General features: G+C 60.3%; 16 protein-coding genes. 8 read left to right on the top strand and 8 right to left on the bottom strand.

Features of this window, described 5'->3' with window-relative positions; translation table 11 throughout:
• Nucleotides 1-155 precede the first annotated feature (155 nt).
• The 4 genes from groL to NCCP436_RS04520 form a co-directional block, all read right to left on the bottom strand.
• A complete protein-coding gene (groL, locus tag NCCP436_RS04535) occupies nt 156-1,793 on the bottom strand; it encodes a chaperonin GroEL (protein ID WP_220802606.1) in 1,638 nt (545 codons plus the stop codon).
• 49 nt (nt 1,794-1,842) lie between these two features.
• The gene (locus NCCP436_RS04530; RefSeq protein ID WP_021700385.1) at nt 1,843-2,136 is read right to left on the bottom strand and encodes a co-chaperone GroES; all 294 of its coding nucleotides are present in this window, start codon (nt 2,134-2,136) and stop codon (nt 1,843-1,845) included.
• 224 nt (nt 2,137-2,360) lie between these two features.
• Nucleotides 2,361-2,813: an FxsA family protein gene (locus NCCP436_RS04525; RefSeq protein ID WP_220802605.1), complete on the bottom strand. Its 453-nt coding sequence runs from the start codon at nt 2,811-2,813 to the stop codon at nt 2,361-2,363.
• A 66-nt stretch (nt 2,814-2,879) separates the two neighbouring features.
• Nucleotides 2,880-3,614 (bottom strand): HugZ family protein, encoded by a 735-nt coding sequence (locus NCCP436_RS04520; RefSeq protein WP_220802604.1) that lies wholly within the window; start codon nt 3,612-3,614, stop codon nt 2,880-2,882.
• Between the two features lie 105 nt (nt 3,615-3,719).
• Here NCCP436_RS04520 and NCCP436_RS04515 point away from each other — a divergent pair, with 105 nt between their 5' ends.
• Complete coding sequence (locus NCCP436_RS04515) at nt 3,720-4,478, top strand: SDR family oxidoreductase (protein WP_220802603.1); 759 nt, start codon at nt 3,720-3,722, stop codon at nt 4,476-4,478.
• A gap of 58 nt (nt 4,479-4,536) precedes the next feature.
• On the opposite strand, the gene NCCP436_RS04510 is transcribed toward NCCP436_RS04515, so the two are convergent.
• The gene (locus NCCP436_RS04510) at nt 4,537-5,505 is read right to left on the bottom strand and encodes a polyprenyl synthetase family protein (RefSeq protein ID WP_220802602.1); all 969 of its coding nucleotides are present in this window, start codon (nt 5,503-5,505) and stop codon (nt 4,537-4,539) included.
• 325 nt (nt 5,506-5,830) lie between these two features.
• On the opposite strand from NCCP436_RS04510, the gene rplU reads away from it, so the two are divergent.
• The 5 genes from rplU (at nt 5,831) to NCCP436_RS04485 (ending at nt 9,561) form a co-directional block, all read left to right on the top strand.
• Entirely contained in the window at nt 5,831-6,142 is a 312-nt protein-coding gene (rplU, locus tag NCCP436_RS04505) for a 50S ribosomal protein L21 (RefSeq protein ID WP_220802601.1), read from the top strand.
• A gap of 36 nt (nt 6,143-6,178) precedes the next feature.
• Complete coding sequence (gene rpmA, locus NCCP436_RS04500) at nt 6,179-6,436, top strand: 50S ribosomal protein L27 (RefSeq protein ID WP_220802600.1); 258 nt, start codon at nt 6,179-6,181, stop codon at nt 6,434-6,436.
• 217 nt (nt 6,437-6,653) lie between these two features.
• Nucleotides 6,654-7,874, top strand: coding sequence for an Obg family GTPase CgtA (gene cgtA / locus NCCP436_RS04495; protein WP_220802599.1), 1,221 nt, complete (start codon nt 6,654-6,656; stop codon nt 7,872-7,874).
• A gap of 82 nt (nt 7,875-7,956) precedes the next feature.
• Nucleotides 7,957-9,075, top strand: coding sequence for a glutamate 5-kinase (gene proB / locus NCCP436_RS04490; RefSeq protein WP_220802598.1), 1,119 nt, complete (start codon nt 7,957-7,959; stop codon nt 9,073-9,075).
• 24 nt (nt 9,076-9,099) lie between these two features.
• The gene (locus tag NCCP436_RS04485; protein WP_220802597.1) at nt 9,100-9,561 is read left to right on the top strand and encodes a CreA family protein; all 462 of its coding nucleotides are present in this window, start codon (nt 9,100-9,102) and stop codon (nt 9,559-9,561) included.
• Between the two features lie 43 nt (nt 9,562-9,604).
• Here NCCP436_RS04485 and mqo read toward each other — a convergent pair whose 3' ends face one another.
• Nucleotides 9,605-11,104, bottom strand: coding sequence for a malate dehydrogenase (quinone) (gene mqo, locus NCCP436_RS04480; RefSeq protein WP_220802596.1), 1,500 nt, complete (start codon nt 11,102-11,104; stop codon nt 9,605-9,607).
• 445 nt (nt 11,105-11,549) lie between these two features.
• On the bottom strand, nt 11,550-11,783 hold the full coding sequence (locus NCCP436_RS04475; RefSeq protein WP_375709468.1) for a hypothetical protein: 234 nt from the start codon (nt 11,781-11,783) through the stop codon (nt 11,550-11,552).
• 174 nt (nt 11,784-11,957) lie between these two features.
• Here NCCP436_RS04475 and NCCP436_RS04470 point away from each other — a divergent pair, with 174 nt between their 5' ends.
• Complete coding sequence (locus NCCP436_RS04470) at nt 11,958-12,542, top strand: YajG family lipoprotein (RefSeq protein WP_220802595.1); 585 nt, start codon at nt 11,958-11,960, stop codon at nt 12,540-12,542.
• A 109-nt stretch (nt 12,543-12,651) separates the two neighbouring features.
• Here the strand turns inward: NCCP436_RS04470 and rpsT are convergent, their stop codons facing one another.
• On the bottom strand, nt 12,652-12,930 hold the full coding sequence (gene rpsT, locus NCCP436_RS04465) for a 30S ribosomal protein S20 (protein WP_220802594.1): 279 nt from the start codon (nt 12,928-12,930) through the stop codon (nt 12,652-12,654).
• Nucleotides 12,931-13,115: 185 nt separating this feature from the next.
• On the opposite strand from rpsT, the gene murJ reads away from it, so the two are divergent.
• A complete protein-coding gene (gene murJ, locus NCCP436_RS04460; RefSeq protein WP_220802593.1) occupies nt 13,116-14,651 on the top strand; it encodes a murein biosynthesis integral membrane protein MurJ in 1,536 nt (511 codons plus the stop codon).
• Nucleotides 14,652-14,666: the final 15 nt, after the last annotated feature.

Below are 14,666 nucleotides of genomic sequence, written 5' to 3'. Positions count from 1 at the left end.
ACGGCACTGCGTGCTGGTGGCAGCTAGCAATCCGGCTGCAGGCGTAATTTTGAATAGGCATGAAAAATCCGATGTCGGTTGCCCGAACATCGGATTTTTCAAATGGGTTGGCTTGGCGGCAATGCCTTTATTGGGCATTGCCGCCAGGCGCTGGCTTACATCATGCCCATGCCGCCCATGCCGCCCATGTCAGGCATAGCTGCTGGAGCTTTTTCTTCCGGGGCGTCGGCTACCATGGCTTCGGTAGTGATCATCAGACCGCCAATCGATGCAGCGGCTTGCAGGGCTGAACGGGTGACCTTGGCCGGATCCAGAATACCCATCTCGATCATGTCGCCGTAGGTGTCGGTAGCGGCGTTGAAGCCGAAGTTGCCCGAACCCTGTTTGACCTTGTCGACTACCACGCTCGGTTCGCCGCCGGCGTTGGCGACGATCTGGCGCAGCGGAGCTTCAACGGCGCGACGCAGCAGGGCGATACCTACGTTCTGGTCTTCGTTGTCACCTTTCAGCTCGGAGATGGCCTGCAGGGCGCGAACCAGAGCCACACCACCGCCAGGCACCACGCCTTCTTCCACGGCAGCGCGAGTGGCGTGCAGGGCGTCTTCGACACGGGCTTTCTTCTCTTTCATTTCCACTTCGGTAGCGGCGCCGACTTTGATCACGGCAACACCACCAGCCAGCTTGGCCAGACGCTCTTGCAGCTTCTCTTTGTCGTAGTCCGAAGAGGTTTCTTCGATCTGCTTGCGGATCTGAGCCACGCGGGCTTCGATGTCAGCCTGGGCACCAGCACCATCGATGATGGTGGTGTTGTCCTTGTTGATCACGACGCGCTTGGCGTTGCCCAGGTGCTCCAGGGTGGCGCCTTCCAGGGACAGACCGACTTCTTCGCTGATGACGGTGCCGCCAGTCAGGATGGCGATGTCCTGCAGCATGGCCTTGCGGCGATCGCCGAAGCCCGGGGCCTTGACGGCAGCGACTTTAACGATGCCGCGCATGTTGTTCACAACCAGGGTAGCCAGTGCTTCGCCTTCAACGTCTTCAGCAACGATCAGCAGCGGGCGACCGGCCTTGGCAACGGCTTCCAGAACCGGCAGCAGTTCGCGGATGTTGCTGATCTTCTTGTCAACCAGCAGCAGCAGCGGGCTTTCCAGCTCGGCAACCATGGTGTCCGGTTTGTTGATGAAGTACGGCGACAGGTAGCCGCGGTCGAACTGCATGCCTTCTACGACGGACAGTTCGTTTTCCAGGCCCGAGCCTTCTTCAACGGTAATCACGCCTTCTTTGCCGACTTTGTCCATGGCTTCGGCGATGATTTCACCGATGGAGCTGTCGCTGTTGGCGGAGATGGTGCCCACCTGAGCGATGGCTTTGGAGTCGGCACACGGCTTGGCCAGTTCCTTGATCTGGGCAACGATGGCTGCGGTGGCTTTGTCGATGCCACGCTTCAGGTCCATCGGGTTCATGCCGGCAGCAACCGACTTCAGACCTTCGTTAACGATGGCCTGGGCCAGAACGGTAGCGGTGGTGGTGCCGTCACCGGCTGCGTCGTTGGCCTTGGACGCTACGTCCTTGACCAGCTGGGCGCCCATGTTTTCAAAGGCGTCTTTGAGTTCGATCTCCTTGGCAACCGATACACCGTCTTTGGTGATGGTCGGGGCGCCGAAGGATTTGGCCAGAACCACGTTACGGCCTTTCGGGCCGAGGGTGGCTTTTACTGCGTCAGCCAGTACGTTGACGCCAACGAGCATTTTCTTGCGGGCGGAATCGCCGAATTTGACTTCTTTAGCTGCCATTTTCTTGCTTCCTCAATTCTTTGACGATTTAAAGGGAAATCGTGGGTGATCAGGCTTCGATGACTGCGAGGATTTCGTGTTCGCCCATGACCAGCAGGTCTTCACCGTCGACCTTGACGGTATTGCTGCCGGAGTAGGGGCCGAAGACCACCTTGTCACCGACTTTCACCGCCAGAGGGCGAACTTCGCCGTTGTCCAGGACCTTACCGGTACCGACGGCAACGACCTCACCCTGGTTCGGCTTTTCGGCGGCCGAGCCCGGCAGCACGATACCGCCAGCGGTTTTGGTCTCTTCTTCGCTGCGACGGATCACGACGCGGTCATGCAGAGGACGAAGCTTCATTGTCGATCTCTCCTAACAATTTATGGCCAACTTGCCGACGCCTACGCGGTCGGCGGGTTTGAAAAATCCGGCGTAGCCGGAAGCGGTACGCTGGGCGTACCGCGAAAGTCGGACTGCCTTGGGGGCAGGCACCTTGCGGTGACTGCTACATGTGGGCGGGGAAATGCATTTCAAGGGGGCGATTGAAAATTTTTACGCCGCCTTTGTCAGGTAATGACTCTGCTTCAGTCTCGGCGCTCATACTCGCCTTCGAGCACGTTGGGTTGCGAGGTGCCGGGCCGGCGTACCGAGACATCGTCGAAGAAGGCGCGTTGACGCATGGCTTGCTCCTCGACCCGCTGACGGATCTTGCCCAGTAGCAGGCGGCGGCTAAAGGGTACCAGGCAAAGCAGGCCGAATAGGTCGCTGATAAAGCCAGGCAGAATCAGCAGGCCGCCACCGACGGCGATCAGCAGTCCTTCGAGCATCTCCTGTTCGGGCAGTTCGCCGCGAGCCAAGCGTTCACGGGCGCGCCAGGCAGTGGTAATGCCTGCGATGCGTAGCAGGAAGCTGCCGATTACTGCGGTGCCGATCACCAGCAGCAGGGTAGGAAGGACGCCAATGGCACTGCCGACCTTGATCAGCACAGCCAGCTCAATGACGGGGAAGAGCAGCAGAAGAAACAGGAATGCACGCATGGTGGGAAATATCCTTGACGGAAGCAGGCTTCCAGTAGGGATTAAGTATGGGCTCCGGGACTGAATTCAAGCTGAAGCAGCGGTTGCTTGCGGCCATCGGTCGGCCCGGGCCAGTGCGACCAGTGCGGCGCGAACCTGTCCGGGGTTACGGCATGGCTCGGGAAAGGCCAGCCAGTGCAGGCTGTGGCCGATGCGCAGGTGGAACCCCTCGCTGTCGATGCTAACCAGTTGTGCCGGTTTGTGGCGCGGCAGATCGGCCAGTTCTACATAGTGAGCGATAGCTGTGGCGTGGTCGGCGTTCATGTGTTCGATCATGCCGGTTTCGCTGTCGTCGGCGGCAAAGGGGTTGTCCAGACCGATACTGTCGAGCCAGTGGATTGCACCGAAGCCGCCGATGAAGCGCCAGCGTACCGGCTCCAGGCACCAGAAATCGAAGTCATGAGTCTGGTGGTAGTCATGCGATTGCGGAAAAAAGCGGTAGTAGCGCCGGGCGGCTGCCTCGATCTCTGTGCTCTCGTGCAGTTGCCGAGCCTGGGCGAGTAATGTCAGGCGCCCGGCAGCCTGGATGTCCTCGGCGCCGCGCTCGCCTACCAGTAGCGAGCACTTGGGATCCTGTAGCAGGTTGTGAGTGTGCTGGGCGAGACGGCTGATCAGTATGAGTGGTCTGCCGGCGGCATCCAGACAGTAGGGCGCCACGGAGCCAAAGGGATATCCCGGCATGGCCCGGGAGTGGGTGCTGAGCACGCCGTGGTATTCCTTGAGCAGCAATTCTCGTGCATGCTTGCCGGCCTTCACGCTCACCTTGTGAATCCTCGCAGAAGATCCGTCAAAAACGGACAGACGCCCTAGCATAGCGGTTGACGGGCATCGCGGGGCCAGAAAAGCTGTATCTTGAGGGCATTGACAATGCAACTGAAAGACAAAGTCATCATCATCACTGGCGGCGGGCAGGGCCTGGGGCGTGCCATGGGCGAGTACCTGGCGGCCAGGGGGGCGAAGCTGGCGCTGGTGGACCTGAACCAAGAGAAGCTCGATGAGGCTGTGGCTGCCTGCAAGGTGGCCGGTGGTGACGCTCGGGCCTATATCTGCAACGTGGCCAGTGAAGAGCAGGTGACCCATCTGGTTTCTCAGGTAGCCGAGGACTTCGGCGCTATCAACGGCCTGGTCAACAACGCCGGCATCCTGCGCGATGGTCTGACCATCAAGGTCAAGGATGGCGAGATGAGCAAGATGAGCCTGGCTCAGTGGCAGGCGGTGATCGACGTCAACCTGACAGGTGTGTTCCTCTGCACCCGTGAGGTTGCGGCGAAGATGATCGAGCTGAAGAACGAAGGAGCGATCATCAACATCTCCTCCATTTCTCGGGCCGGCAACATGGGGCAGGCCAACTACTCCGCAGCCAAGGCCGGTGTGGCGGCCGATACCGTGGTCTGGGCCAAGGAGCTGGCGCGTTACGGCATTCGTGTGGCAGGTGTTGCACCGGGCTTTATCGAGACCGACATGGTTGCCAGCATGAAGCCGGAGGCTCTGGAGAAAATGACTTCCGGCATTCCGCTCAAGCGCCTGGGGCGGCCGCAGGAAATTGCCCACTCGGTGGCCTATATTCTGGAGAACGACTACTTTACCGGTCGTATCCTAGAACTTGATGGTGGTCTGCGTCTGTAACTGATCCAGACAAAAACGCCCCGACTGGTTCGGGGCGTTTTATTTTTCAGGCTGCCTGTCAGTGTGTGCGGGCTACGGCAAAGCGGCTCAGCTCTACGAGAGCGTCCCGGTATTGGCTGGGCGGCAAGGCGTCGAGGCTGGCAATGGCCTGTTCGGCGAACTCGCGGGCTCGCCGGGCGGTATAGTCTAGGGCGCCGGCAGTCTCCACGGCATTGCGGATGCTTTCCAGATCTTCGATGCCGCCCTTCTGGATGGCCTGGCGCACCAGGGCAGCCTGCTCGGGGCTGCCTTCGCGCATGGTGTAGATCAGTGGCAGGGTCGGTTTTCCCTCGGCCAGGTCGTCACCAACGTTCTTGCCCAAAGTGGCGGCGTCGCCCCTGTAGTCGAGCAGGTCGTCGACCAGTTGGAAGGCAATGCCCAGGTGGTCGCCAAAGGTGCGCAGTGCTTCCCGCTGAGCCTCGCTGGCTCCGGCCAGAGCCGCGGCGCTATGTGTGGAAGCCTCGAACAGCATGGCAGTCTTGGCGCGAATGACTTCCATGTATGTGTCTTCGGTGGTGCTGGCATCGCGTACCTTGGACAGCTGCAGTACCTCGCCCTCGGCGATTACCCGGGTAGCATGCGAAAGGATGCGCATCACTGGCATGGAGCCCAGCTCCACCATCATTTCGAATGAGCGGGAATAGAGGAAGTCGCCTACCAAGACGCTCGGGCCGTTACCCCATTGGGCGTTGGCGGTACTGCGGCCGCGGCGCATGTCGGACATGTCGACCACGTCGTCGTGCAGCAGGGTGGCGGTGTGTAGAAATTCGATGGTGGCCGCCAGTAGGCGCAGATCACTGCCCTGGTAGCCCAGTGCCTTGCCGCTGAGTAGTACCAGCAGTGGGCGTAGGCGTTTGCCGCCGGCAGAGATGATATAGTCGCCGATCTTCTCTACCAGTGGTACGCGGGAAACCACTTGCTGGCGGATGATGCCGTCGACGGCGGTGAAGTCGTCCGCCACCACGCGGTAGAAAGCCTGGGGTTGCATCAACGAAGGGAGCTCCAGTGGTTAGCGGTTGCTGTCGTTTCGCCTGCGACCATGGCGCAAGCGCCGACCTGGCCTGGCGGACGAAAAGGTGCATGCCTAGGGCTGCGCGGCATGCTAGGTGGCGGGCCAGGGCCTGTCAAGGCAAGGTGCAGCGGGCCTTGCACAGGCTCAAGGCGTTGCGTACAATCGCGCACCCTGAACTTTTCCTGGGCAATTTCCCTGCCTTACGCAATTGCAAGGGTGTCACTTCCGGCCCCGAGCAGCCATGCCAGCCCATAACTATTCTTCCAAAGCGCTGGGTGAGCAGGATTAACGGAGATTAAACATGTACGCAGTAATTGTTACCGGTGGCAAGCAATACAAGGTTGCCGAAGGCGAATACCTGAAAGTCGAGAAGCTCGAAGTTGCCACCGGTGAATCCATCACCTTCGACCGCGTTCTGCTGGTCGGCAACGGTGATGACGTCAAAGTCGGTGCTCCGGTCGTGGACGGTGCCAGGGTTGTCGCAGAAGTCGTTTCGCAAGGCCGTCACGACAAGGTGCGCATCATCAAGTTCCGCCGTCGTAAGCACCACATGAAGCGTCAGGGCCACCGTCAGTGGTTCACCGAGATCAAAATCACCGGTATCCAGGCCTGATTCGTCGGCCCGACCACTTATTTGGAGTATTGACTCATGGCACACAAAAAAGCTGGCGGTTCTACCCGTAACGGCCGCGATTCCGAAAGTAAACGCCTTGGCGTGAAGATGTATGGCGGCCAGGCCATCAAGGCCGGCAACATCATCGTCCGTCAGCGTGGCACCCAATTCCACCCGGGTGTAGGCGTGGGCATCGGCAAGGATCACACTCTCTTCGCCAAGGTTGAGGGCGTGGTCAAATTCGAAGTGAAGGGCGCTTTCGGCCGTCGCTACGTGAGCGTTGTCCAGGCCTAATCGCCTGCACGCTGGAAAAGCCCTGTCCGTAGGACGGGGCTTTTTTATTGGGCCACCGTTTATTCCGCAATCAGCGGAGTGCTGGAAGGCGTTGGCCATTTCTGTATCCTTGGGTTCTTGCCCGATTACCCAGCTCTCCATGCCTTCGGCGTGGGGTCATCCGGCAAGGGCCTGTGTGTTGTACTGTTGAGCCGCACTGCCTGCGGAAGGCATATCCATGAAATTCGTCGACGAAGTTTCCATTTTTGTAAAAGCCGGTGACGGCGGTAACGGCATGATGAGCTTCCGCCGCGAGAAGTTCATCGAGAAGGGCGGTCCCAATGGCGGTGACGGTGGCGATGGCGGCTCGGTGTTTCTTGAGGCTGATGAAAACCTCAACACCCTGATCGACTACCGCTACACCCGCAAGTTTTTTGCCCAGAACGGCGAGAAGGGTGGCAGCAGCGACTGTACCGGGGCCAAGGGTGAGGATCTGATCCTGCCGGTACCAGTAGGCACTACGGTAATCGATGTGGCCACTCAGGATGTTATCGGTGACCTGGTCAAGCCGGGACAGCGCTTGCTGGTAGCCCAGGGGGGCTGGCACGGGCTGGGCAATACCCGCTTCAAATCCAGTACCAACCGTGCGCCGCGGCAGACTACGCCAGGTAAACCGGGTGAAGCGCGTGATCTCAAGCTGGAGCTGAAGGTGCTGGCCGATGTGGGTTTGCTTGGTCTGCCCAATGCCGGCAAGAGCACATTCATTCGGGCTGTGTCGGCGGCCAAGCCGAAAGTGGCGGACTATCCCTTCACTACCCTGGTGCCGAATCTGGGTGTGGTCAGTGTCGACCGTTTCAAAAGCTTCGTCGTGGCCGACATTCCGGGCCTGATCGAGGGTGCCTCGGAAGGTGCGGGATTGGGTATCCGTTTCCTCAAGCACCTGGCGCGCACCCGTCTACTGCTGCATCTGGTTGACATGGCTCCGCTGGATGAGAGCGATCCGGCCGAGGCGGCCAGGGTCATCATCGACGAGTTGGCGCGCTTTAGTCCGGCGCTGGTACAGCGTGACCGCTGGCTGGTGCTGAACAAGATGGACCAGGTGCCTGAAGAGGAGCGTGAGGCGCGTCAGGCCGATATTGTCAGGCGGTTGAACTGGGATGGGCCGGTCTACGTGATTTCAGCCATCAGTCGTGACGGCACTGAGCGAATCTGCCGCGACATCATGAATTATCTGGAGGCTCGTGCCGAGCGCATGGCCGAGGATCCGGCGTTCGCCGAAGAGCTGGCCGAGCTGGATCAGCGCATCGAGGGCGAGGCGCGGGCTCGCCTGCAGGCGATGGACGATCAGCGTGCGCTGCGCCGGGCAGGTGTGCGTAGTGTCGACGATCTCGAGGAGGATGACGACTTCTTCGATGATGAGGATGACGATGGCCCGGAGATCATCTACGTCCGGGATTAAGCAAAATTTCCAACGCCGCTTAATTGCGGCGTTTTTGTAGGTGGGGTGGAACCCATCGTTTTCTGACTAAGGTTGGGAGATCATGCGTGACAAGGTGACCAGTGCACGGCGCTGGGTGGTGAAGATCGGCAGTGCGCTGTTGACTGCCGACGGGCGTGGCCTGGATCGTGCGGCCATGGCGGTGTGGGTTCGGCAAATGGTCGCCTTGCGCGAGCAGGGTGTCGAGTTGGTGCTGGTGTCCTCCGGGGCTGTTGCAGCCGGTATGAGCCGACTGGGCTGGAGTAGTCGACCTAGCGCAATGCACGAGCTGCAGGCTGCCGCCGCCATTGGTCAGATGGTCCTGGTGCAGGCCTGGGAATCGAGCTTTGCCGAGCATGGGCGGCGCACTGCGCAGATTCTCCTGACTCACGACGACCTGTCGGATCGTAAGCGATACCTCAATGCGCGCAGTACATTGCGTACGCTCGTTGACCTGGACGTGGTGCCGGTAATCAACGAGAACGACACTGTGGTGACCGACGAGATCCGCTTCGGTGATAACGACACCCTGGCAGCGCTGGTGGCCAACCTGGTGGAGGCGGATCTGCTGGTGATCCTCACTGATCGCGACGGTATGTATGACGCTGATCCGCGACATAATCCGGATGCCCGGCTGATTCATGAGGCACGCGCTGACGATCCGGCTCTGGACGCGGTCGCTGGCGGTGTCGGAGGTGCTCTGGGGCGTGGCGGGATGCAGACCAAGCTGCGTGCGGCGCGTCTGGCTGCGCGTTCTGGAGCGCATACGGTGATTGTCGGCGGCGCCATTGATCAGGTGCTGACGCGACTGAGGGGCGGTGAGCGACTTGGTACGTTGCTGGCTCCGGAACGTGGCTTGCTGGCGGCACGCAAGCAGTGGCTCGCTGGCCATCTGCAGACGCGTGGTACCCTGATCCTGGATGACGGTGCGGTCAAGGCGTTGCGTCAGGATCACAAGAGCCTGTTGCCGGTGGGTGTCAAGGCTGTGCAGGGTAACTTCCGTCGTGGCGAGATGGTGGTCTGCGTTGCGCCGGACGGGCGCGAGGTGGCTCGAGGGTTGGTCAATTACAGTGCCGCGGAGGCGCAGAAGATCATCGGCCAGCCTTCAGATGCCATTGAACGGCTGTTAGGGTATGTGGACGAGCATGAACTGGTGCATCGGGACAATCTCATTGTGGTATAGCCCATAGCGGGCCGGGGGCGGAGCATGCAGTCATTCAGGGCGTGTGTGGCAGGGTTGTTGATGTTGCCCGGGCTGCTGCTGGCCGAGACCATTGGCGAGGTTTCGACGGTATTCAAGTGGATCGGGCCAAATGATCGAATCGTCGTCGAGGCGTTCGATGATCCCAAGGTTGAAGGCGTTACCTGTTACCTGTCGCGAGCCAAGACCGGAGGTGTCAAGGGCGGTCTCGGGCTGGCCGAAGATCGTGCCGAGGCTTCCATTGCCTGTCGGCAGGTCGGTCCGATCAGCTTTCGTGGCGAACTGCGTGACGGCGAGGAAGTGTTCCGCGAGCGCACTTCGTTGGTGTTCAAGACCATGCAGGTGGTGCGCTTCTTCGATCGCAAGCGTAACGCGCTGGTGTATCTCGTCTACAGTGATCGGGTTATTGAAGGCAGCCCGCAGAATGCGGTGACGGCGATTCCAATCCTGTCCTGGGGGAAACCCTGAAGCATAAAAAACCGCCCCGAAGGGCGGTTTTTTATGCTTTTCGTCAGGCGCTGGGAGTATCCAGTTGCAGTCGTTTGTTCGACTGCTCCTGCACGGCGCGGTAGCGTTCGGCATCCTTGGACAGGACGTCGGCCATGGCAGGGAAAATCTCGTCCAGTTTGCTGCGCCAGGCATCGCTGGCGGCCTGCTCGGGGAAGCAGCGACGGATCAGGTCGAGCATGATCGAGACGGTCACCGAGGCGCCGGGGGAGGCGCCCAGCAGTGCGGCGATGCTGCCGTCGGCAGCTGCGACCAGCTCGGTACCGAACTGCAGGATGCCGCCTTTTTTCGGATCCTTCTTGATGATCTGTACGCGTTGCCCGGCAATCTCCAGGCGCCAGTCTTCGGCCCGGGCTTCCGGGTAGAAGCCACGCAGGGTCTGCAGGCGCTGTTCCTGGGATTGCAGTACTTCCTTGATCAGGTAGCGGGTCAGATCCATGTTGTCGCGCGCCACCGCCAGCATGGGGCCCAGGTTGTTGGGGCGTACCGACAGTGGCAGGTCAAGGAATGAGCCGTGCTTGAGGAACTTGGTGGTGAATCCGGCGTACGGACCGAACAGCAGGGATTTCTTGCCATCCACCACGCGGGTGTCCAGGTGCGGTACCGACATGGGCGGCGAGCCTACTTCAGCCTGGCTGTAGACCTTGGCCTGGTGTCTGGCGACTACTTCCGGGTTGTCGCAGCGCAGCCACTGACCGCTGACCGGGAAGCCGCCGAAGCCCTTGCCCTCCGGGATGCCGGAGAGCTGCAGCAGGGGCAGGGCACCGCCACCGGCGCCGAGGAAGACGAAACGGCTGCTGATTTGGCGGGTAGCACCGGAGCGGGTGTCGCGCGCGCTGACTTGCCAGCCCTTGCCGTCGCGCTTGAGGTTGGTCACTTTCTGGTTGCAGGTGACCTTGGCGCCCGGCTGGTTAGTCAGGTAATCCAGCATCTGCCGGGTGACGGCGCCAAAGTTGACATCGGTGCCGGCCTGTACGCGGGTCATGGCCAGAGGCTCGTTGCTGTCCCGGCCGGGAATCAGTAGCGGAGCCCATTCGCCGATGGTGGCGCGATCCTCGGTGTACTCCATGCTTTCGAAGGCATGGTGCTGGCGCAGGGCCTCGAAGCGTTTCTTCAGAAACGCGATGCCGCTGTTGCCGCGCACGAAGCTCATATGCGGCACGGGGTTGATGAAGGATTTGGGGGAATGGATCGCGCCCTTGTCGACCAGATAGGCCCAGAACTGCTTGGATTCCTCGAACTGGGCGTTGATGCTCACCGACTTCTTGATATCAATACTGCCGTCGGAGCCTTCGGGCGTGTAATTCAGCTCGCACAGCGCGGCGTGGCCGGTGCCGGCGTTGTTCCAGGGGTTGGAGCTTTCCACTGCGCCGGATTCGCGCATTTCAAGCACTTCCAGCGTGATGCCGGGGTTGAGTTCCTTGAGCAGCACGCCCAAGGTCGCGCTCATGATGCCGGCGCCAACCAGCACCACGTCTACGCTTTGGGAATCGTTTTGCGCCATTAACCTTTCTCCAAGAAATACTGCACCAGATAACCGACCGACAGGGCCTTACCGTTGGGTTCAGGCTGTACGCCGGGCTAAATGTGTGGAGGGGTCGGGGCTCCGATTCACGGACGCAATGTTCTTCATCTGTTCGCCACACTCTTGTGAAGTTGTTAAACCCGTTTTTTCACGCTCTTTTGGAGCGGTGAACCTCAAAGATTCGGCTACCTTGGCCTGCTTCGCGTCCTCTGACCATTCGACATAAGGCGGCATCTATTAGTGCCGAGTGAGGAGGCGAGCTGCAGGTGGCAGCGCGAAGTGGGCGACTCTCTGAGGCGGGACCGATGCCGGAGCATCGCTGAGGTGGTGCGACCCGATCAGGAGGCGTCCTTATAATCGGGGCGCGATTATAGCGGGAATCGGGCGAAATTGTTGCCTTGCGTGACTTTTCTTGCTGTGACAGTCAGGGTGCAAATGCCTGTGTCGTTGTCGATGACTGGCTGACTCGAGAGATCCGTGCGTCAGCAGGGAGCGATTGACCCAGCCAGGCGGGGCTGGTGCTGCTGACCTCGACCCAGTGGGTTTCCAGTGGTGGTTCGCTGCACTGGCGCAGGGCGCGGCACAGACCCTGTTCGTCAAGCAGGACAAAATGGCGCTTGAGAGGGCGGCGGAACAGGCGTTGCAGTCGGTTCATCATGTTCGGCCTCAATGCTGAAAAGAGAGTTTCCCTTATGCACTGTTCAGGTGACATCCGTATGACAGGAACCGCCGGATTGCCCTGTCAGTCTCATGCTGGAGTGCTGTTGGCGCCCGCTGCTGCTGGGTATACTGCCGGGCACTTTTCATTCCCCCTTTCTTGGAGAGATCGAGCATGCTGCATCGTGCGTTGTTCGCCTTGCTTGCCGCGGCAAGCCTGACTCTGGCCGGTTGTGCCCATAGTCCCCAGCAACTGGATCCGCAACCCAAGCTGACCAGCTCGCTGACTCCGGTCGGTCAGGGGCAGCCGGTGGTCGTGCGGGTGGTTGATGGCCGCTCCTCGCCGATTCTTGGTACGCGTGGCGGACTTTATCCGGAAACCAGCTCCATCAGTGTTAATGGCGAGAGCCTGTTGCCGAAACTGCAGGCGGAGGCGGAGGCCGCGGTACGTCTGCTGGGCTTTACGCCAAGTGCCGGTGCCTATAACGCGCCGCAACTGACCATCACGCTGGCGGAGCTGAAGTATCAGTCGCCTAAGGAAGGCGTATACGTGACCGAGGCGGATATTTCGGCCTCTATCCGTGCCGAAGTGAAAGGTGCTAGTCGCCGTTACACCGGACGTTATGGGGCGTCGCTGAATCAGCGTTTCGGTACGGCGCCGAACCAGCAGACCAATACCCGGCTGGTGAGCGAGGTGTTAAGCGATGCGCTGACCCGTGCCTTCAAGGATCCGGCAATCGGCCAGATACTCGGGGAGTAAGAGGCGGGGCGCTGGCCGGCTTCGGCCGGTCGGTGAAACAGGAAAAACAGACACGAATAAAAAGCCCGCATCAATCGATGCGGGCTTTTTGGCAAGAACCTTGTGGCAATCAGGCAGCAGCGGCTTCGCCGAGTGCCTTGATATGCGCATTCAGACGGCTCTTGTGACGAGCGGCCTTGTTCTTGTGGATGATGCCTTTGTCAGCCATGCGGTCGATGACCGGTACGGCTGCGCTGTAGGCGCTCTTGGCAAGCTCGAGATCCTTGGCTGCAATAGCCTTGACCACGTTCTTGATGTAGGTACGAACCATGGAGCGCAGGCTGGCGTTATGGCTACGGCGCTTCTCAGCCTGTTTGGCGCGTTTTTTGGCAGAAGGTGAGTTGGCCACCGTCAAGCTCCTCGAAAACTGGGGGGTTACGACAAATAAGGTCGCGAATCATGCCGATCCCCCGAGCGGCTGTCAAGTCTGATCGCGTGTTGTCCGGCTGGTCTGGACGCGGGTGGCTGGTTAAACTCGTTCCCTTCGCTCGCTGCGAATTGTCCTCAGCCCGTCCCGCCGAGAAGCCGCCATTTATGAATTTGCTCAAATCCCTGGCTGCCGTCAGCTCCCTGACCATGGTGTCTCGTGTGCTGGGTTTCGTGCGCGACACCATCATCGCCCGCACCTTTGGTGCCGGCGCGGCATCCGATGCCTTTGTGGTGGCCTTCAAGCTACCCAACCTGTTGCGTCGCATCTTTGCCGAGGGCGCCTTTTCCCAAGCATTCGTGCCGATTCTTGCCGAGTACAAGATGCAGCAGGGCGAGGAAGCCACACGCACCTTTGTCGCCTTCGTATCAGGTCTGCTTACCCTGGTGCTGGCACTGGTTACGGCGACCGGCGTACTGGTGGCACCCTGGATTGTCTGGGCCACCGCGCCAGGCTTCGCTGTGGAGGCTGAGCGCTTCGAGCTGACCGTGGATCTGCTGCGGATCACCTTCCCTTATATATTGCTGATCTCGCTATCGTCATTGGCCGGAGCCATTCTCAATACCTGGAACCGTTTTTCAGTGCCGGCCTTCGTGCCGACCCTGCTGAATCTCAGCATGATCGTCTTCTCTTTGTGGCTGACGCCGTATTTCGATCCACCGATCAAGGCACTGGGCTGGGCGGTGCTGGTTGGCGGACTGTTGCAACTGCTCTGGCAGCTGCCGCACCTGAAGAAGATCGGCATGCTGGTTCTGCCGCGTCTGAACCTGCGTGACAGCGGTGTGTGGCGGGTGCTCCGACAGATGGGGCCGGCGATCTTCGGGGTTTCGGTGAGTCAGGTTTCGCTGATCATCAACACCATCTTCGCCTCTTTTCTTGTGGCTGGTTCGGTATCCTGGATGTACTACGCCGACCGTCTGATGGAGCTGCCTTCGGGGGTGTTGGGGGTAGCGCTGGGGACAATCCTGCTGCCGGCGCTTTCCAAGACTTACGCCAGTGACGATGTCGAACAGTACCGCCGCCTGCTCGACTGGGGGCTGCGTCTGTGTGTCCTGCTGGTGTTGCCGGCCGCGTTGGCGCTGGCAGTTCTGGCTGAGCCGCTGACGGTGTCGCTGTTCCAATACGGCAGATTTAGCGCCACTGACGCGGCGATGACCCAGCAGGCGTTGATCGCGTATTCCGTGGGGCTTTTGGGCATCATCCTGGTGAAGATTCTGGCGCCCGGCTTCTATGCCCGGCAGGACATCCGTACACCGGTGAAGATTGCCGTTGTAACGCTGCTGTTCACCCAGTTGATGAACCTGTTGCTGATCGGCCCCCTGGCCCATGCCGGCCTGGCGCTGGCAATCAGCCTGGCGGCCTGTCTGAATGCCGTTCTGCTGTACTGGCAGTTGCGCCGGCGTGGAATCTTCTGTCCGCTGCCGGGTTGGGGGCTGTTCCTGTTTAAGGTTGGGGTAGCAGTCGCGTTGATGGTGGCAGTACTGCTTGGTCTGATGGCATATATGCCGGCCTGGGCCGAAGGCAATATGGCTGAGCGTCTGCTGCGACTGACGGCGCTGGTAGGTGCCGGTCTGTTCGCCTACTTCGCCATGTTGTTGCTGCTTGGGTTTCGCCTGCGCGACTTTGCCCGCCGGGCACTGTAATGCGGATGGGGATAA

It is taken from the genome of Pseudomonas sp. NCCP-436 (assembly GCF_019656335.1).
Classification (GTDB): domain Bacteria; phylum Pseudomonadota; class Gammaproteobacteria; order Pseudomonadales; family Pseudomonadaceae; genus Aquipseudomonas.
The sequence above is the reverse complement of the archived record's forward strand: the minus strand, read 5'-3'. Positions and strand labels throughout refer to the sequence as shown.

Coding starts and splice junctions, on each gene's coding strand:
- proB (WP_220802598.1), top strand. CDS start 7,957: ATGCGTGACAAGGTGACCAGTGCACGGCGCTGGGTGGTGAAGATCGGC.
- cgtA (WP_220802599.1), top strand. CDS start 6,654: ATGAAATTCGTCGACGAAGTTTCCATTTTTGTAAAAGCCGGTGACGGC.
- mqo (WP_220802596.1), bottom strand. CDS start 11,104: ATGGCGCAAAACGATTCCCAAAGCGTAGACGTGGTGCTGGTTGGCGCC.
- murJ (WP_220802593.1), top strand. CDS start 13,116: ATGAATTTGCTCAAATCCCTGGCTGCCGTCAGCTCCCTGACCATGGTG.
- NCCP436_RS04485 (WP_220802597.1), top strand. CDS start 9,100: ATGCAGTCATTCAGGGCGTGTGTGGCAGGGTTGTTGATGTTGCCCGGG.
- rplU (WP_220802601.1), top strand. CDS start 5,831: ATGTACGCAGTAATTGTTACCGGTGGCAAGCAATACAAGGTTGCCGAA.
- NCCP436_RS04530 (WP_021700385.1), bottom strand. CDS start 2,136: ATGAAGCTTCGTCCTCTGCATGACCGCGTCGTGATCCGTCGCAGCGAA.
- NCCP436_RS04525 (WP_220802605.1), bottom strand. CDS start 2,813: ATGCGTGCATTCCTGTTTCTTCTGCTGCTCTTCCCCGTCATTGAGCTG.
- rpmA (WP_220802600.1), top strand. CDS start 6,179: ATGGCACACAAAAAAGCTGGCGGTTCTACCCGTAACGGCCGCGATTCC.
- NCCP436_RS04510 (WP_220802602.1), bottom strand. CDS start 5,505: ATGCAACCCCAGGCTTTCTACCGCGTGGTGGCGGACGACTTCACCGCC.
- NCCP436_RS04475 (WP_375709468.1), bottom strand. CDS start 11,783: ATGATGAACCGACTGCAACGCCTGTTCCGCCGCCCTCTCAAGCGCCAT.
- NCCP436_RS04470 (WP_220802595.1), top strand. CDS start 11,958: ATGCTGCATCGTGCGTTGTTCGCCTTGCTTGCCGCGGCAAGCCTGACT.
- groL (WP_220802606.1), bottom strand. CDS start 1,793: ATGGCAGCTAAAGAAGTCAAATTCGGCGATTCCGCCCGCAAGAAAATG.
- NCCP436_RS04515 (WP_220802603.1), top strand. CDS start 3,720: ATGCAACTGAAAGACAAAGTCATCATCATCACTGGCGGCGGGCAGGGC.